The sequence below is a fragment of the Robertkochia flava genome (assembly GCF_020166515.1).
In the GTDB taxonomy this organism is placed as follows: domain Bacteria; phylum Bacteroidota; class Bacteroidia; order Flavobacteriales; family Flavobacteriaceae; genus Robertkochia; species Robertkochia flava.
Window position 1 is genome coordinate 219,037 of the sequence record NZ_JAINZT010000002.1, and the last position, 17,643, is coordinate 236,679.

General features: G+C 44.9%; 10 protein-coding genes. 1 reads left to right on the plus strand and 9 read right to left on the minus strand.

From position 1 onward, the window contains the following. Window positions 1–10: 10 nt before the first annotated feature. The 4 genes from K7R11_RS01465 to K7R11_RS01480 all read right to left on the minus strand — a co-directional run bounded on the left by K7R11_RS01465 (window position 11) and on the right by K7R11_RS01480 (window position 7,464). Window positions 11–1,246, minus strand: coding sequence for a TlpA disulfide reductase family protein (locus K7R11_RS01465; protein ID WP_224488085.1), 1,236 nt, complete (start codon window positions 1,244–1,246; stop codon window positions 11–13). Window positions 1,247–1,254: 8 nt separating this feature from the next. Further along, the gene (locus tag K7R11_RS01470) at window positions 1,255–2,652 is read right to left on the minus strand and encodes a RagB/SusD family nutrient uptake outer membrane protein (protein WP_224488086.1); all 1,398 of its coding nucleotides are present in this window, start codon (window positions 2,650–2,652) and stop codon (window positions 1,255–1,257) included. 3 nt (window positions 2,653–2,655) lie between these two features. Further along, window positions 2,656–6,186 (minus strand): SusC/RagA family TonB-linked outer membrane protein, encoded by a 3,531-nt coding sequence (locus tag K7R11_RS01475; protein WP_224488087.1) that lies wholly within the window; start codon window positions 6,184–6,186, stop codon window positions 2,656–2,658. Window positions 6,187–6,267: 81 nt separating this feature from the next. Next, a complete protein-coding gene (locus K7R11_RS01480) occupies window positions 6,268–7,464 on the minus strand; it encodes a FecR family protein (RefSeq protein WP_224488088.1) in 1,197 nt (398 codons plus the stop codon). Window positions 7,465–7,511: 47 nt separating this feature from the next. On the opposite strand from K7R11_RS01480, the gene K7R11_RS01485 reads away from it, so the two are divergent. Further along, window positions 7,512–8,096: an RNA polymerase sigma factor gene (locus K7R11_RS01485; RefSeq protein WP_224488089.1), complete on the plus strand. Its 585-nt coding sequence runs from the start codon at window positions 7,512–7,514 to the stop codon at window positions 8,094–8,096. A gap of 116 nt (window positions 8,097–8,212) precedes the next feature. Here the strand turns inward: K7R11_RS01485 and K7R11_RS01490 are convergent, their stop codons facing one another. From K7R11_RS01490 to K7R11_RS01510, 5 genes are all read right to left on the minus strand, one after another. Next, window positions 8,213–9,181 (minus strand): hypothetical protein, encoded by a 969-nt coding sequence (locus K7R11_RS01490; RefSeq protein ID WP_224488090.1) that lies wholly within the window; start codon window positions 9,179–9,181, stop codon window positions 8,213–8,215. Window positions 9,182–9,230: 49 nt separating this feature from the next. Further along, complete coding sequence (locus K7R11_RS01495) at window positions 9,231–10,640, minus strand: RagB/SusD family nutrient uptake outer membrane protein (RefSeq protein ID WP_224488092.1); 1,410 nt, start codon at window positions 10,638–10,640, stop codon at window positions 9,231–9,233. Window positions 10,641–10,651: 11 nt separating this feature from the next. Next, complete coding sequence (locus K7R11_RS01500) at window positions 10,652–14,017, minus strand: SusC/RagA family TonB-linked outer membrane protein (RefSeq protein ID WP_224488094.1); 3,366 nt, start codon at window positions 14,015–14,017, stop codon at window positions 10,652–10,654. Window positions 14,018–14,865: 848 nt separating this feature from the next. Beyond that, window positions 14,866–16,242, minus strand: a complete 1,377-nt coding sequence (locus K7R11_RS01505) for a TlpA family protein disulfide reductase (RefSeq protein WP_224488096.1) — start codon at window positions 16,240–16,242, stop codon at window positions 14,866–14,868. Window positions 16,243–16,452: 210 nt separating this feature from the next. Beyond that, window positions 16,453–17,643 carry a TlpA family protein disulfide reductase gene (locus K7R11_RS01510; RefSeq protein ID WP_224488097.1) on the minus strand — a complete coding sequence of 397 codons (1,191 nt, stop codon included), beginning with the start codon at window positions 17,641–17,643 and terminating at the stop codon, window positions 16,453–16,455.

Below are 17,643 nucleotides of genomic sequence, written 5' to 3' on the forward strand. Positions count from 1 at the left end.
TATTCTAAATTTAGTGAGAATCTGCCTGATGTTCCCTTGAAAATATCTCATCAATTTTTTTAAAGATCGCTTCTGATCCACCCTCAGAAACAGCCAAAATGACCCCCTCAGGACTTATAAGGAATTTCTTGGGCAGGGCAGTAACATTGTATGGGATCAAAAGGTCATTTTCGCCCTTTACCGAACGTAAGTGGGTCCAGTTATAATTATTCTCACTTATAAACTGCTGCCATATATCTTTTCCATCGCCACTATCTACACCCACCACCTTGAAATTGCGGTCTGCAAATTCATCGGCATAGGCCTTGATCTTCGGCATTTCTGCCACACAAGGACCACACCAGGTCCCCCAGAAATGTATGAGTACATAATTGCCCCTAAGGTCATTCAGGGCAAAGGCCCTTTCGCTATTCGTCTCCGGGAGGGCAATGTCAGGAGCTTCATGTCCGACTACAGCTCCTTCAAGGGCCTCTAAACGTTGCGACAACTCCTGGTAAAAGCTAACCTTTGCAAGGGCAACACTATCTAATACTTCAAATAACATTTTCTCTTCTTCGGTACTGAATTCCCGTCTCTCAAAAGCGTTCAGTAACACCAGGGCTGCAGCGGGCGAATTGTTATGATCCCTGATAAAATGCCGCCTTTTCTCCTTAACCATCTCAAACAGCTTCATGGTGGTATCTCTAACGGCACCGTATTCCCGGGCACTCCCTTTTCGTTTATAAAAATCCTGTTTGATATTAACTATGGTATTTAATAGGGGGTAGGTCTCCCTTTTTAATATGCTAAGTTCTCCACTTACATCCTCCCCTGTTGCATAGACCTCCGCAAAATCGGTGATCCTGCCTTTCAGGTTTGTACGACCTCCGGGGTACCCTATGAATTCGATCCAGGTAACAGGAGAAGGCAGGTATGATGATCTGGGATTGTCCGGTTCAAGATACTTCAGGGTTTGAGGTACCAACAGGCGATAATATTTATGCTTCTTTATCTTGTCTGAGAAGGCGAACCTGCCATTCTTAACCCGAATAGTATCGCGTCTGATACCTTCCGGATAGGCGTCATTGGTTTCTTTGTAAACAAGGTAGTCTGCATTTAGCCCTTTTATTTCTGCCGTCAACACAAATTGATCCGGATCGGACCCTGTGGCGGGAATTTCCTGATTTCTGCAGGATACAACCCCGGTCAGGACCAAACAGCACGTCAGGAGCCAGATCAGGGTCAAAGATCGTTTTAAGGTCATCATAGCTTAGGTTATAGATTAGGGTTGGTGTTTCTCACTTTTTTCGGTATGGCCAGGTAATACCCTTCTGATCCGGGTAACAGTACATAGGCAAAAGCATCCACCAGGCGGGTGTATGCAGGCACTTCTTCACCATAGGCGTGATAGCGTTTCTGATCCTGGAGGTTAAGGGTGGTGCCAACCAGTTCTTTCCGCCTTTCTTCCTTGATCATTTGCAGGGCTTCTGACTGTGCCGGCATATTAAACGGGCGTACATTCGCCAGCCGGTGCGCCTGTAATTGCTCAAGAAGCTGTATTCCCTGTTCTACCATTCCCTCACGAACAAGGGCCTCTGCGGTAGTAAGCAGCACCCTTGGAACGGTTATACCGATATTCGTATCCATTTGGGAGATGGCCATGATATAATACGGACTCAGATCATCGCCGAAAAGTGTTCGCTGTGTAGACCAGAAATACCACCTGCGATCATTGGGCTTATCATAGAGAGTTTCCAGTTCCGGATGGTATAATTGGTATTGAAAGGAATAATCAAAGCGGTGGTCTCTTGACCATATCACTGAACGGTTCGTAGTAGCAAAATACAGCTCTTCCTGATCAAGCCCCTGCCATTTATCGTCGCGATCCCGGAGTTCTATCGCGTTGTAATCATACATAAAATCATAGCGCTCCAGGCACAGCTGTCCGTAGGTGGCTGCTTGCTCAAAATCTCCCAGGTAGAGATAAACCTCTGCAAGCAGGCCGTAAACCCCTGCCAGCCCGGGTCTGAAATTGGCATTTTCTATTCTGACCTCGCGTTGGTCTCCCCAGAGTGTCAAAGCCATATGCAGGTCAGTAAGGATCTGTGCATAGACTTCCTGAACCGAGGATCTTGATAATTGTGCATCAATATCCACTTTAAGTGGCATGGGTATCCCGGGAAGCCCGGGGTTACCCGGATCAGGATGGGGGGCATACTCATTGAGCAGAAGAAAGAATTCCATCGCCCGCTGGGCAAGAGCTTCTCCCTTTAATATTTCCCGGTCACGCTCTGAATAATCGCCCGCAGCCGCCTCATCTATGACCTCTAAAACTTCATTGAAAATAAAAATATTATTGTAGCCTTTCAGGTAATCGGGGTCATCCTCAAATTCATCATAAAGCTCATGGTTCCATTGGTAGGCCCTTTCTTCTGAGGGGATGCCTCTTATACCGGCATAACTTCGGGCATCCATAAAGACATCCGGATCCATCAGGTCCAGGTTCAGGCAGCGGGAAAAAGAGACCGTCGGATTGTTAAGTACTCCGTTCAATTCTTCCAGGGTATTAGGGGTAAAGAGATTACTTGGATTTTGATCTAAGAACTCTGAAGGGGTCTCACAAGCGGTGACACCAATTAAAAATCCGAATATACTTGCAGTGATCTTCTTCATGCCTCAGAATTTAGCACGTATTCCCATTATTAATCTCGGCAGGTAGGTGTAGGCCTCCACTTGCGGGGCCAGTGGATCTACTCCCAATTCATTCTCTACCCAAAGAAAAGGATTGGCCACCTGCAGGCTCAGTCTTAACTGATCAAGCGAGGGCATTTTAAGGGAAGTCCCCTTCAGGGTATAGCCCAGGATGATATCCTGAACCCGGATAAAACCGGCAGGATGGATCGTAAAATCAGACAAGCTCCAGACACGGTGACTCGGGTTGGTCGATGACAGGCTTTGAGCCTGTTGGGTATAAGGATTTATGCCGTTGTAAGGAATGGCCGGGACCATGGTAAATGCTTCATCCCCGGGTTTCTGCCACCTGCTGGCCCAGATCTCATGCATCCTTAAATTGGAGGTAGCAGACCCTGTATTGTTTGCCACCCCAAATCCCGAGTTTGCGTAATTATAGGAATACCTGAATATATTACCGAACTGGTAGTTCATATTTACCGTAAGATCAAAGTTGCCAAACCTTAATCCGGAAGATATCCCTCCGTAATATTTGGGTTCCCTGTTACCTACATAGGCAAGAGCATCAAGCGTGAGGGGGTCACTCCATAATTGGGGTACGCCCTGGGCATTATAGATAAGCGGCTCTCCACTACTGCTGAGGCCCGCAAAACGGTAGGCAAACAAGCCATAAAGTGATCTCCCTTCAACAATAAACCCTCCGGAAGAAAGGTTGTCGGGAGTGGCATTGGCGTTTTCAAAGATCTTTACCGTGTTCTTATTATAATTAAAGTTGAAGCCTCCCGTCCATTCAAAACTGCCGGTATTTAACAAGATGGCCTGCATACTTATTTCATAGCCAAGGTTCTCTATAGAAGCGTAGTTAAGCAGGCCCTCACCAAATCCGTTGGTGGGGTCAAGCGGCCGCCGCCCCACTACATCGCGGCTGCGCTTGTAATAAAGGTCAACACTCCCTGTGAGATGGTCCTCAAGAAAGGAAAAGTCAGTTCCCAAATTTCCGGTAAAGGTCTCTTCCCATTTCAGATCGGGATTTCCGGGTTCTATATAGTAATTATAACGGTAAAAATTTCCATAGCTGCGGGAGGCGGTGTTTGCGGTAGGCCGGGGAGAAAGGGAGTAGATGGTATTACCTCCTGTGCCTGCGGAGATCCGCATTTTTAAAAAATCGATCCAGTCCTCGTTTTCAAGAAAATTCTCCCGGCTCACGATCCATCCCGCACCTACCGACCACAGGGGCTTGTAGCGAAACTGCGGATCGTCAACGTAAATGTTTGCCTGGTCGAGTCGCAAACCCGCACTAAACAGGTATTTTTCTTTCCACTCATACCCTATGTTAGTAAAACCACTCACCAGGCGGTTATCTGAGGAGGAGAAAAAATCGAACTGATTTTCGCGATAAATGAAACGGTTACCCTGCCAGTCACTAAAATTCCCGTCGGTTATCCCTATAGCCTCCACACTGGTAAAGGCCCCTGAATTCCTGTCGTAACCCAGCTTGCGGTCCCTGGTGAATTGCCTGGAGCGACGCTGGTATTCAAACCCAACAAATGCCGTTAAATTATGCTCCCCCCAGGTATTTTCATAGTTGAGGGTATTCCGAAAGGTCCAACCTTCATAGGCGTTGATATCCCGGGTATAATCTGCCCCCCTGGGAATCGCAAATTCACCCTCCTGAAAATAATCATAGATGAAATTACGGTGAGAGGGCAGGGTCATCGATCTGTAATCCTTTTTATCATTTCGCCCTTTTTCAAACCGGAAGGCAGAGGTGAATTTCCAGTTATTAAGAAAGGTCACTCCCAGGCTAATATTACCTCTTACATCATAGGTGTCGGCAAAATGTTCTTTGTTCTGTTGTTCTTCCAGCCAGCTAAAACCATAACTCCCCCCGATCTCCTCCTCTCTTTGCCGGGATACCCAGGGATTCCAGTTCACATAATAAGACTGTGGGTTGCCCTGCTCATCGACCAATTGATCATAGGGCTGCATACGCTGCAGGGTGTTAATGGGGATGCCGTTTAATTCCATACGGCCAAGTGCTCCAAAAAGTCCGGTACTCAATCTAACCTGATCGGTGATAACCAATTCATTTTGCAAGGTGGCGGTTAACCTTTCCTGGCTGTTGCCCACCTCCTGTTCTAACCGGTCTACATAAGATAGCGAACCGAAAAACCCATAGCCTTCACCTCCTCCTCTGGCTGAGAAGTTCAGGGTCTGCGTAAAACGGTTTCTCAGTAAATAGCGTTCCCAATCCTTATTTACGTTGCGGTCTGCAAGCTCATCAAGAAAGCGTTGGAAGGTGGTATTCGACCACATGCCCCCGTCAGGCGCCAAACCCTGACGGTATACCTCAGCCAGGTGAAGGTCGTTCAGACTCCTGCCACGTTGCAGATAGTTCTCCAGGTCTACCCATCCTTTCTCCAAAAATTCAAGGTCCATGTCAAGCTCCTCCCGGGTACTTAACCAAGGTAAATTGTCGAGATCTGCTTTTTTATCAATAGCCGTAAAGCTGGAAAACTCAATGTTAAGTCCTTCATTGAAACGTCCTCCCCGGGTTTCAATAACGATCACCCCATTTCCTGCTCCGGCCCCCCAAACAGAAGCCGAGGCAGCATCCTTTAAAACCGTGATACTTTCGATATCTTCTGCATTGATGGCGTTGAGGTTCTGCTGATCTACCAGGGGGAACCCATCTACGACCACAAGGGGGTTCGTAGCGCCCTGCAATATGGACGATTGTCCCCTGATCTGCAGGCTGCCGGTAACCGGGTTAAAACTTAAGCCGGGGACCTTTCCGTTGATGCGTTCCTGAATACCAAAGAACGGGCGCTCTTCCAGTGCTTCGCGGTCTACCGTTTCAAAAGATCCCGTAACCCTTTCAGCCTTTAATTCCTGGTAACCTGTAAGCACCACCTCTTCCAGCGGGTTGATCTTCTCTTCCAGGATCACCCGCATTCCCTGCTTGTTCTCCAGGCCTTCCAGGTCGATCTCTACCGGGTGAAATCCCGGAAAACTAAAACTCAGTAAGGTATCGGTAACGGGGACACTTAGAAGAAAGTATCCGTTATTATCACTTTGGGTATATCCTCCGGAATTCGAATAAATGGTGACTCCCGGAAGTGGAGAACGAAAATTATCGGTTACTACCCCACTAATATCGATGCGATCGGTAACAAGTCCGGGGGGGCGTGGCCTGGGGTCTGATACCGGGGGAGTACTACTGAGCAAGACCTGTTGGCCTATAAGCGTATAATAGATCCCCGAATCCCTGAACAGCATATCAAGGGCCTCATAGATCCCTGCATTTTCAAGGTCGATATCTACCCGGGCAGAAAGATCGATCTCCTCCGGGTTATAGGCAATATTATAGATCGTATTGAGCCGGATAGAATCTACGGCCATTAAAAGTGTAATTCCTGAGGCCTTCAGCGAGATCTTCTCCTTCTTTTGCGCATGCACGACAGCCCCTGTGCAAAGCACAAAAACCAGGGTGCTTATATAGTTGATATAGCGCATTCCGATCATATGAGTTTTACATGCTCTCTAATTATAAGTTCTCCGGTAAGATCTGTTGATACAGAACAAGGGCGACCGTCATTATTTCGATGAGGTCAGGAAAACGGTTCTGTCTTCGATCCTGTATTCCAGGTTATAAAGATTCTTCAGATAGTCCAGTACGGTTTCCAGCTGTTCCTTTTTAAAGGACCCTGCGATGGGTTTTTCCAATAATGCCGGATCATCAGTTCTAAAATTCACATTATATTGCCTTTCCAGCAGTAACAAAACCTCTCCCAGGGTATGATCATCAAAATTCAACACCTGGTTTCTCCAACCGAGATAGGCTTCAGGATCTACCGAAGCCGTTTCGATGATCGCCCGGTCATTAAATCGTTCCAGGCTACCCATCATTCCGGGGTTTAGTAAGGCTTCTGTTTCATGGTCATCATCGTATAAGCTTACTTTCCCTTCTACCAAAACCACTTCTGTGTGATCGTGTTCTTCATAGGCATTTACATTAAAGGCCGTGCCCAATACCTCAACATTAAGATCATAGGCATTGACTACGAAGGGGGCAGCCGGATCTGCCTTAACCTTAAAATAGGCCTCTCCTGCTATATTCACTTCCCGTTGTTCTCCGGGTTGAAAAACGTCAGGATAAATAAACTGTGACCCCGCATTAACCTCTATTACCGAAGCATCTGAGGTTTTTACGATCACCGTATTCCCAAAAGGCACAAAGAGCTGATGCATTTCAGTTAAGGATGCAGCATTATTAGACGCGTAAATCAATGAATCTCCTGTAAAGCGTATAATGACCTCTCCGCGGGCATTGGTTACTTCCTGGATTTTATCGAGTATTATGGGTTTTGAATGATCACCGGGAATTAACAGACTGTATTGGCTGCGCTGCCAATTATCTTCCCATGTTTTACCCTGGTCGTTCAGTAAAAGATAGGCTGAGACCGCGATCAATACCGCGATAACGGCAGCGTATCTCCACCATTGCGGGTTAAGGGTTCTTACCGGAACCTGATCTTCCTGTATGGGTTTAAACACCGGAGGCCCGGCGGCATTTTGAGCCTCGATAAAACCATGTCGCAAACGGTAATCCAGCTTGACATAATTTTTAAAGATCTCTTTATTTCCCGGCTCTTTCAGCCATAACAACAGCTCTGCTTCTTTCTCGGGAGGCAATTCATTGGCCAGGTATTTTAATATAAGTTCTTCCATCGGGTGGGTGTGCCTGCTACAGGCATAACGAATAGGTTTACCTCCACCCTTAAATATAACCAATTTTTTCTTTAAAAACTTTGGTTTACATTTGTTGAAACTCAAGGTTAATGAGCCGATTTAAAGCAGATTACACCACAGATCCTGATTCGCTTTTCAATACATATTACCAGGAATATTATACTCGCGTGGTAGCATTTTGCTGTACTTATACCCAGGATCAGGCCCAGGCCGAAGATATTACCCAACAAGCCTTTCTACGGCTCTGGAAGAAGCGCCATAAACTCCATAAGATCGAAGCTCCTTTGAGTTACCTGTTCACGCTCTCCAAGAACATTTTTATCGATGAATACCGAAGAAAGCGTAAAGCGAACGAGATCCTGGAAGAAATCAGGGAGACCGCCATTATCGAAGAAGCCACAGACCAGGAAGAACTGATCCGGGAACGATTTAATAAGGTAGCCGGGGAGATCGAAAACCTGCCTGAGAAATGCAGAAATATCGTCGTTATGAATAAACTGCAGGGGTACTCTTATCAGGAGATCTCTGAAGCCCTTGATATTTCAGTAAAAACAGTAGAATCGCAAATGCGTATTGCCTTTAAAAAATTGCGGGAAGCCTTTAAAGATGATGAGCTTTTCCTGTTCTTCCTTACCTTGTTTTGTCAACGCTCAAATACAAGATCTGTAGCCTGATCCGAAGGCCTGATAATTCTCCTGAGCGGAAAGGCAGATCCAAATGGTTTTTAAAAAAATAAGGACCCTGCGTTTCCGCAGGATCCTCATCAACTAAACCAAAAAACCAATGATTATTAATAATTCTCTATTGTGGTGATCTCCGGCCAGGACAGGCCATCGTCCCTTCTCAATTCGACGGTTCCATATTCTGCATACCACTGGGTATAGTAATATTCCCATTCCAGGGTTAATACCTCCGGGGTAACACTTACCAGGGTCCACTTATTGGCATAGGTGGTGTTATTGTATACGCTTAATACTCCCGTAGCATCATCAAAGGTGATATACCCGCTGTTAACGGAAAAAGAAGCCCCCATGGAAAGATCGTCTACACTGTATTGTCCTTCCTCGTCTCCGGGACTAAACAACACGGAGCCTTTAGATCCCACGGTCAGATCGCCATGAGAATAGGTTTCTGTATCAGGTCCCACTTCGATCCAGGTATATTCAAATTCTCCAAGCCAGGTATCCACATAGTTCACCTTAGTTTGTATACCATAGGTACAATTAAACCCGACACAACCTTCGCGGGTATCCAACACATCGCCATTGGCATCGGTAATTGCCCATTTGAGCTCTACCAAATCGTCTGTAGCCAGGCCATCAGGACGGCTTGAAGCTAATTCAGTACTGTATAACTGGTACACCTCATCCGAAGAAATAGTGATCTCAAAGGTATCTCCGGGGTTGTTTACAGTAGCAACAGGTTTTCCCATTGCTCCCCCGTAATATTGGGTGTTCGCTCCGGACCTGGTTTCTACAAAGGCAAAAAATTGAATTTTCTCAATATTGGCATCACTATCACTTCCAAGATCCAGGCTTACCTGAAAATCTGCTTCTGTAGTGCCCCAAAAGGATTGCCCCGTACTCTCGTTGATATTATATACAAAGCCATTTTCTTCTCCCAAGGGTATAAAATCGACCGTTGCTTGTTCGAACCATTTGGCATCGTATTCGGGGGGTAGAACCACCTCATCTTCCTCTGTACTGCAGGAAACAAAAAAGGGTAATACTGCAATTAAATATTTATATATGTTCTTCATTTCTCTAAATTTTAAATCTGATTAAAATGATCCTCCAAAAGGCAGGTCACTAATTTAAGTTTGGATTCAGGTTGCGTACCTGGGCAGGAATCTTCACATAATAATCTTCATCGCCCGGCTCCAGGGTAACCGTTGCTCCACTTACCGGGTTGGTCCTGGAAAAGGTTGGAATGGCTTCCCCATAGGCATGGTATCGTTTAAGATCAAGGAGATTTAAGGCGGTACCCACCAATTCCTTTCTTCTTTCATTTTTAATGATCTGAAGCGTTGTTGCATCATCTGAATGCGTAAGCGGGGTAAAATTGCTGATCCTGTTCTCTAATAAGGTGTTCAGCACCGCAATGGCCCCTGCACCATCTCCGGTTCTTGCCTTTGCCTCTGCATTGGTAAGAATTAAGCGTGGTGTGGTTAACCCGTGCTGCGTATAAGCCCGGGGAAACATGAAGACATGATCCGGACTCACATCAACACCACCCGGAGACACCTGAGTGGCTCTCAGGTACCATCTTCTGTCATTATCCTGGTCATACAGGTTGGCAAGGTCGGGATGATACAGCTGCCATGGGTTGGCATAGCTCCAGATATACGATCTGTTCCACAAGGTTTCTTCACTGGCATCCACCTGGTCATAAACACCCGTGTTATACCCCGCCCATGGATCTTCCGGATTTGTAAAATCGATATCGTTCCAGTCGTATAAAAAGCTGTACAAGTTCAGGGCCCTGTCTGAGAATTCTCTGGCTTCTTCAAAATTTCCCATATGGAGATGAACTTCGGCCAAAAGGGCATAAATAGAGGCCTTCCCGGGTCTGAAATTACCAACCTTGTTATAAGCAGGATAGCCCGGGGAAAGTAATTCCAGCGAACTGTTCAGGTCTAGGAGGATCTGATCATACACCTCCCCGAGGGTCCTTTTAGAATAGAACTTACTGATATCTACCTCCAGGGGCATGGCAATAGCCAGTGTTTCCCGATTCTCGGGACTGTATGCGGGAGCAAATTCCGTAACAGCCAGGAATAATTCCATGGCCCTCTGGGCATGAGCTTCGGCTTTAAGGTCGGTCCGGTCTGCAGGGTTAAAGGTTCCCGTTTCTGCTTCATCGATCTCGCTGAGCACAAAGTTCATCATATGGATAAACTGATAGGACTCATTATAATCGGAGTTGGCCTGGTCCGGAAGGGTCAGATCAGAATTCCAGTTATAGGCATTTTCATTAATGCTGTTACCGCTGATACTGGCGTAACTGGCCTCATTCATATAGACATCAGGATCCATATATCGCATGTGAATGTTTCTGGAAAACATCATATCGATCCCATTCAACAGGTTATCAAAATCTTCCAGTGTGGTTGGGATCACACGACCGGTAGGTTTCACATCCAGAAAGTCATCCGGTTTCTCACAAGAAAAGAGTACAGCTATGAAAAGTAGCAGGTAATAATATTTATTTAGTTTCATTTTCTTTCTGTTTAAAGGTTAGCTCTAAGTCCAAAAATAATTCTGGTCAGGTTCTGCGTAGCCTGCTCTAATCCGAAGGCTCCCACTGTTGGATCCAGTCCGCGATCATTGGCCACCCACAGGAATGGATTTGCAACCTGTGCGGTGAATCTCAGGCTTTTAAAGAAGGTTCTGTCGAGTGCCGATTGCGGCAGGTTATAACCCAGGATGATATCCTGTACCCTGAGGTAATCTCCTTTAAACGTATTGAAAGTAGATTGTCCCCATTTTCTGTCCTGGGCGCTACCGTCAAAGCGGCTTTCTGTTAGTCCTGTCTGGGGATTTACCCCGTTATAGTACATTCTTGGCACCCCGGTAGTCGCTTCATCTCCGGGTTGTTGCCAGCGTTCTGCCCATAATTCATGCAGTCTCAGGTTGGCATAGTTGTAACGGTTATTATTGTAGTTACCCAGGCCTGAAGAGATATAATTCGGTGCATGCCGGAAAGCGAATTTCGCCCCATAATTAAGGTTAACCGTGAGGTCCAGATTCTTATACGTAAGGGTAGATGAAATTCCTCCGTAATGTTGAGGCGTCTTTCCTCCCATATACAACAGGTCATCCTTATCGAAATCATGAGACCAATGCTGGGCAACTCCATCTTTATCGTAAAAAGTAGCCTCTCCATTCTCATTTAACCCGGCAAATTTATAGGCGAAATAATTGTTAATGGAAGCTCCTTCGATCACCCCAAAACCTCCTGCCAGATAGTCGGCAGTTTCGGTAGTTGGTTCAAACTCGGTAGTGATATTTTCATTGTAGTTGATGTTGGCGCGAAGATCCCATTTAAAATCTTCGTGATCGATCACTCTTGCATTTATCAGCAGCTCCACACCCTGGTTGTCAATTCCTACGTAGTTTACCGTAGCTGAAGTGAAACCAACGGTTGGATCTAATGACCGTCTCCCGTAAATATCAGTACTCACCCGCTTATAGTAGTCCAGGGAACCGGACAAGCCCCCATTAAAGAAACTATAGTCTATACCCAGGTTGGTGGTTTTCGTCTCTTCCCATTTTAACTGAGGGTTCGCCGGTATAGATAACCTGGAAAAGAAATAAGAGTATTCGTAAGTGTTTGTCCTGGAAAATGCCGACGCATAAGGAGAAGCTGCACCGAGAGAGTTCCCCCCAAGACCGTAGGTTCCTCTTAACTTAAGCCGATCGATCCAATCGATATCCTGTATGAAATTCTCCTTTCCTAATTCCCATCCGGCCCCGACAGACCAAGTAGGTTTATAACGAAAGTCAGGATCACTACCAAAGATATTGGCTTGGTCTACACGATAACTTCCGTTAATCAGGTATTTCTCCTTGAAAGAATACCCTGCGTTCCCGTACCAGCTCACAAAACGGTTGTCCCGGTTATTTACATCAAAAAAAGCTCCACTATAATAAAATTCCCGGGTTCGCTCTCCATTGAAATAAGCAATATCTCTCCTTAACAGTGCCAGCAGGTCAAAATCGGCAGCTGTAGTTGACTGCTTATCATACCCAAAACGTCTGTTATAGCTGTTTTCGGTAAACCTTCTCTGGTAATCAATACCTCCAAACACGGTAACTTCATGATCGCCAAAAGTCTTGTTGTAGTTAATATTGTTCCGGAAGGTCCAGCCCTTATAATACTCGGATTCCTGCCGGTAATCAGACCCCGTTGGAATTTGATAATTCCCGTTCACATAAAAGTCATTAATAGTATTCCGATGCGAGGGTAATGACATGCTCTTAAAGATGTCGCGGTTCCCGGCGCCTCTTTCATAGCGAAAGGATGGAGAATAGGTGAATCCATCGAATACATCGACATCCAACCGGAGGTCTGCCCGCAAATCAATGAATTGTTCGGTGTCATCTAAATTGCGCTGTTCCTCAACCACATTATAGGACATAGGAGATCCTATCTCTGCCTCCCTTTGACGTGAAACCCATGGATTCCAGGCAAAATATTTCTGAACATACTGCCCATTCTCATCAATTAACTGATCGTAGGCCTGTAATTGACGGACCATATCCAGGGCTATTCCATTATTTTCCTGCTGCCTTACTACCCCGGTCATTCCGGCGGTAAACTTAATCTTATCGGTAAAGTCGTAGGTATCTCTCAGGTTAAAGGTTAACCTGTCGTTACTCTCACCAATGCGCTGTCCCTCAATATCGTTATAAGACATCGATGCAAAGAAGGTGTTATTTTCACCTCCCCCGCTCAGTGAGAAATTATAGATCTTACGCATGGCACTGCGCATCAGGTAATCTTCAAATTGATCGGAAACATCCTGCCGCTTTCTTAACGCTGAAATGTAACTGTCATAGGTGTCCTGGGACCAAACATTACCATCGGGAGAAGCACCACTTCTGTATACTTCTGCCAAATGAAGGTCATTAATACTCAAAGGTGTATTCGGAATGGTAGCTACATCAAACCATCCCTTTTCGATATATTCGAGATCGGTATCGATCTCCTCGGAAACCGTCATCCAATTCATATCATCGAAATCCACTTTTTCCTCCATATCTACAAAGGCAGAAAAGTTGACGTCTAACTTCTGGTTTTTACGACCGGTTTTTGTGGTAATAACAATAACCCCGTTCGAAGCTTTTGCTCCCCAGGTGGAAGCCGCAGCTGCGTCTTTTAATACCGTAATGGATTCGATGTCTTCAGGGTTGATCGTATTAAAATCGTCCTGGCGGGTTAGCGGGAAACCATCAACAACAATCAATACTTCACCATATCCGTTAAAAAGGGTGCTACGTCCCCTGATCTCCAATCTTCCGGTGTTACCATTCACATTAACCCCGGGAACCTGACCGACAATCCTTTCGGAAAAACTGGTTGCCGATGGCCGTTGCTGTATCTGCGTTTCCTGTACTCCGGCAAAAGAACCGGTTACCCGTTCTTCCGATAAGGTTTGATACCCGGTAACAACAACCTCTCCCAGTTTGGCAATATCCTCCTCCATCGTAATATCGATAGTGGTTTTATCTCCAATATTGACCACCTGATTCTTAAAGCCCAGGTATGAAAAAAGAAGTTTTTGGGTATTTTCGGGAACGGTAATGGAATAATTACCATCAATATCAGTCTGGGTGGCAATGGATGTATTCTGCACCATGACCACAACACCCGGTAAGGGAAGTCCGTCTTTATCGGTTACAGTACCTTTGATGGTTACAGTCTGCTCGGGATCGGGAAGAACAGGGGCTTCAAAAACTCTGACTTCTTCATCCAAAGTACCTTCTGAAGCCATTGCTGCAGATGTACCTCCGAACATTAATGCAAGGGTAAGTCCGGCCAGCACCGGCTTCTTATACCTGCTTAAATTAGAATACCTTCTAATTCTTTTCATAATTTTCTGTTTGTTAGTTTATAATTCAGTAAAAAAGTTGGTTGGGTTTGAGATAATCAGCGATGCTTTCATGTCATTGTTCCATAGTTTTTTGATTTAGTTTTTAAACCGGGATGGGTGCGAAAAGCATGAAAAGATCTTAGAAAGGATCAAGCAGGATCCATCCGGCGGTTATACCGGATAAGCCTGAAAGTTTTATGAGGTGACAGGAGTACCGAAAAACGGAAAGGGTTCTTCGGCTTAATTTTATACATTTGAGATCCTATATGGTGATCCTCGTTTTGATCGCTTAAGCCGGAATGTGTGGCAGCACATTCCGGTTTTTCATTTTATTCGGTTATACATCCATTGGTTTATTCAGGGTTCATATTTCTTAATCTACCCTTAATCAGGGGCTTAGTTTCCAGACTAACGACCAGAATGACCACTACCCTTAAATATTCCTTAATTTTTTATGTTAAAAATTCACCTTTAGTTAACAAAATAGTTTTGATTCGATTTAACGCATTGAATATCATGTTGTTGCGACAAAAATTCTTTCAGCGAATTTCGGTTTCCGGTAGCACTACCTGTTCTGTTTGAGCTATTTACACAAAAAAGACCTCCGGGATCAGGAGGTCTTTTCAGCTAACTAATTCAATCCTACTAAAAACAGGAAAAAAACGGGGCCAACGGTTCGGGGGAACCCGGGGGGTTATAAAAGCATTGATAAAATACCCCCGATTCTTCCTCGCTTTTACTGCATCCCCTTTTTATGAAAGGGATCATTAGCCAAGCCGTTTCATAATTCTATTTATTTGCCTATTCAATGCGCAGTAAAAGTGATCTTCTGTTAACCCCGTGTACTATTAAATATTCAACTCTTTAAAGAGTATTCTGATCGTTTCACTTGAGGGTCGGTCTGCATTATTATCCACTACCTTCCCCTGGGGATCAATAAGAATGAATCTCGGGATGCCGCTGATCATATAATCCTGTACGAAGTTTGATTTCCACTGCTTATCGGCGAGAAGTTGTATTCCTCCCAAAGATTCGTCTTCGATCATTTTTCTCCACTGGTCATAGCTTTTATCTTCATCTATGGAAATACTCACAAAATGAATATCTCTCCCATGAAAATCCTTTTCCAGTTTTTTCAAATGTGGTATTTCATACCTGCATGGTCCGCACCAGGTAGCCCATACATCGATATAGACATATTTTCCCCTGAGGTCTTCCAGGGAAGTAGTTCCCCCGGCATAATTCTCGTAATCGGAAAATTCGGGGGAAGGTTGTCCGGGTTCGAGTTTTTTCCAGGAGTTATACAATTTTGTGATCTCTTTTTTATGCTCCTCCGATCGTAACTGCGACATCACCTTCTCATAATACCTGTCCAGGTTCGAACTATAAGCCATACTACCCTTAGCTGTAATATAGATCATACTACTTCTGATATGAGGGTTCTTATTCTCCAATAATACCTTCAGCTGGTTTTCTGAAAATTCAGATCCCGGTTCCTCTTTGGTGAGTTTACTGGCTTCTGCATTGTAATGGTTAAGAAGCAATCTTCTGTAGTAAGGAGAGAAGTCATAGTCTTCTTCATTTTCAAAGCTTAATTCTGCTAATGCATTATTAAAGGCAGGACTCACTTTAAAGGAATCTTTCTTCGTGTAATAACGATGGTAACCCTCATAAGCCTGCTGCAGACCCAGGTTGTAATAACTTATATTTCTTTTCTCAAGTTCCCTGTAGGTTTCCGGAATGTTTCCGGCTGTATGCAACACTTCCATTTGTTCCGTTTTCATGGTATCTAACTTTTTCAGGAATGCCGCTTCTTCGAGTGTATATAAGGATGAGGTTTGCTTCATATAATCCTTGTAAAGCCTTTGCTTTGCTACCAGGTAGTTACTGATAGCTGCACCCTTCCCGGAAATTTGTGTCGTATTTAGGGCATCTGCACCATCCATCTTAACGGCGATATCATTTCCCCTTTCCATGTATAATGGGGTGGCATTCTTACCGATATAAAGCATATAATGACCGGGATCCACCTCCAGGGTATCCGAAAATTTACCATTTTCTCCGAGGGGAATCGTGTCCCGGTAGGATCGGTCGTTGTTCATTAATACGGCAAGTTTTTCCTGGGTATTACGCACCTCTCCACTTAGAAGGGTATGTTGAGGCTGTTTATTATCCTGGCAGGATGCCATTCCTAACAGGACCAAAAGTAACATGGATCTTTTCATAAGGTACAGGCGACTTACGTCATTTTTTAATTAGCGTTTATTTACAGAACTAACGTACCGTCAGTCGCTTACCCTTAAAGAAATTTGATCTTTATCTGAAAAAGTTTTGAGGTCGTCTGATCCTCTGAGTAAAAAACTCAGTTATCCCTGAAATAAAGAAGGCCGCTTCTTAAGAAGCGGCCCGGGATCTAAGTGTAAGTAGAAGAAAAATTAACTTTCTCCTGAAAAGATAGCATCGATCTTTTCGAACATCTCTTCAGAGGATCCTGTGGAAACATGAATAATAGTGCCTTCCGGATCCAGCAGGTATTTTGTTGGAAAAGCCCTGACGTTATAAGGAATTAAAATGTCATTCTCATTTTTAACCGTTCGGATATGGGTCCAGTGATAGCCCTTCTCTTCTATAAATGTCCGCCAACGCTCTTCTGTATCTCCGCTGTCTATGCCCAACACCTTGAAGTTCTTTCCGGCATATTTTTCGGTATACGCTTTTATCTTGGGCATTTCTCCGACACAGGGTCCGCACCAGGTTCCCCAAAAATCGATAAGCACATAATTTCCACGCATGTCTTCCAGGTCAAAGGGTTGTTTCGAATACGTATAATTCGTTTTAATGGCGGGAGCTTTATTACCGGCCACTGCACCCTCTGCAGCCTTTATTCGATCTTCGAGCTCTTTGTAAAAGGCTACATCACGAAGGGCTTCAGCATCAAGAGTTGCGAAAAGCTCCTTTGACTTCTCCTTGTCAAATTCCTTTCGGGTAAATGCCTGCAGCAGGGTAAAAGCCATAGCAGCAGATGCCGGATGCTTACGGATATAGTGCTCCTTAAGACTGTCTACCTTTTCCTGGATGGCTTTAGTTTCCACCATGGTTTTTTCATACTCCTCCCTGGTATTTGCCTTGAGCCTCAGATTAACACTGCGGTTAAGTAAAGGATAGATCTCCTTGTTCAGGGCTCCATAGATATCGTTCTCTCCACCATCTTCAGGATAGGCATTCACAAAATCTTCAAGAGAACCTTCGACCCTGATCTCAGCCCCGGGGTAACCGATAATATCGATCCACATCACAGGCGTAGGATAATATCCCCTTTTAGTGGAGTCTGTATATTTAAACACCTGGGGTACTGCAAAACGATATCTTTTAAATTGAGCGGTGGTGTCGGTAAAGGTAAACTTCCCGTCATTTACCCAAAGGGTGTCTGCTCTCAATCCATTAGGGTATTGCTCCCCTTTTTCAAAATAGGTAAGATACTCTTCTTCGAGACCTTCAATACTGGCATTAATGACTACCTTATTATCAGACCGGCCTGCTTTATCTGCCTGAGCATTACAACTCGCCATGGTCAGCGCTAACCCTGCAGTGGCCAAACTCCGTAAAACGAACGTACTTTTTTTCAT

Bases quoted from the DNA above. Each gene is read 5' to 3' on its own strand.
- K7R11_RS01465 (WP_224488085.1), bottom strand. From the start codon at position 1,246: ATGATGACCTTAAAACGATCTTTGACCCTGATCTGGCTCCTGACGTGC.
- K7R11_RS01470 (WP_224488086.1), bottom strand. From the start codon at position 2,652: ATGAAGAAGATCACTGCAAGTATATTCGGATTTTTAATTGGTGTCACC.
- K7R11_RS01475 (WP_224488087.1), bottom strand. From the start codon at position 6,186: ATGCGCTATATCAACTATATAAGCACCCTGGTTTTTGTGCTTTGCACA.
- K7R11_RS01485 (WP_224488089.1), top strand. From the start codon at position 7,512: ATGAGCCGATTTAAAGCAGATTACACCACAGATCCTGATTCGCTTTTC.
- K7R11_RS01490 (WP_224488090.1), bottom strand. From the start codon at position 9,181: ATGAAGAACATATATAAATATTTAATTGCAGTATTACCCTTTTTTGTT.
- K7R11_RS01495 (WP_224488092.1), bottom strand. From the start codon at position 10,640: ATGAAACTAAATAAATATTATTACCTGCTACTTTTCATAGCTGTACTC.
- K7R11_RS01500 (WP_224488094.1), bottom strand. From the start codon at position 14,017: ATGAAAAGAATTAGAAGGTATTCTAATTTAAGCAGGTATAAGAAGCCG.
- K7R11_RS01505 (WP_224488096.1), bottom strand. From the start codon at position 16,242: ATGAAAAGATCCATGTTACTTTTGGTCCTGTTAGGAATGGCATCCTGC.
- K7R11_RS01510 (WP_224488097.1), bottom strand. From the start codon at position 17,643: ATGAAAAAAAGTACGTTCGTTTTACGGAGTTTGGCCACTGCAGGGTTA.